General features: G+C 46.8%; 1 protein-coding gene. It reads left to right on the top strand.

Annotated elements, in window-relative coordinates; all coding sequences use genetic code 11:
* The coding region (locus J4D97_RS23295) for a TonB-dependent receptor plug domain-containing protein (RefSeq protein WP_208309667.1) at positions 1 to 427 on the top strand (427 nt) is incomplete at both ends.

Genomic DNA, 427 nt, shown 5'->3' with positions numbered 1-427 from the left:
CAACTAAGCGAGGTAGTTGTAACTGCGCAGAACGTAGAAAGAACCCGTAATTCGTTGGCTTACGCAGCTACCGTAATAGAAGGCGATAAAATTACAGTAGCACGTAACCCAAACGCAATCAATGGTCTGGCAGGCAAAGTAGCTGGTTTGAACGTGCGTCAGAACAACGTTATGGGTGGATCCACTAACGTTACCATTCGGGGTACTAAGTCTTTGTTTGGTAATAACCAAGCACTTTTTGTTGTCGACGGTATTCCGATCAGTAATGCTAATACAAATACTAGTGGCCAAGTCACTGGACGTGGTGGCTACGACTATGGTAATGCCGCTGCTGACGTTAACCCGGATGATGTAGCTAGCATGACTGTTCTGAAGGGTGCTGCTGCTACCGCTTTGTATGGAGAACGAGCTGCTAACGGTGTTATCC

The organism is Hymenobacter defluvii (assembly GCF_017589435.1).
GTDB lineage: Bacteria > Bacteroidota > Bacteroidia > Cytophagales > Hymenobacteraceae > Hymenobacter > Hymenobacter profundi.
Note: the sequence above shows the minus strand (reverse complement) of the source record. Positions and strands in the feature narration are given on the sequence as shown.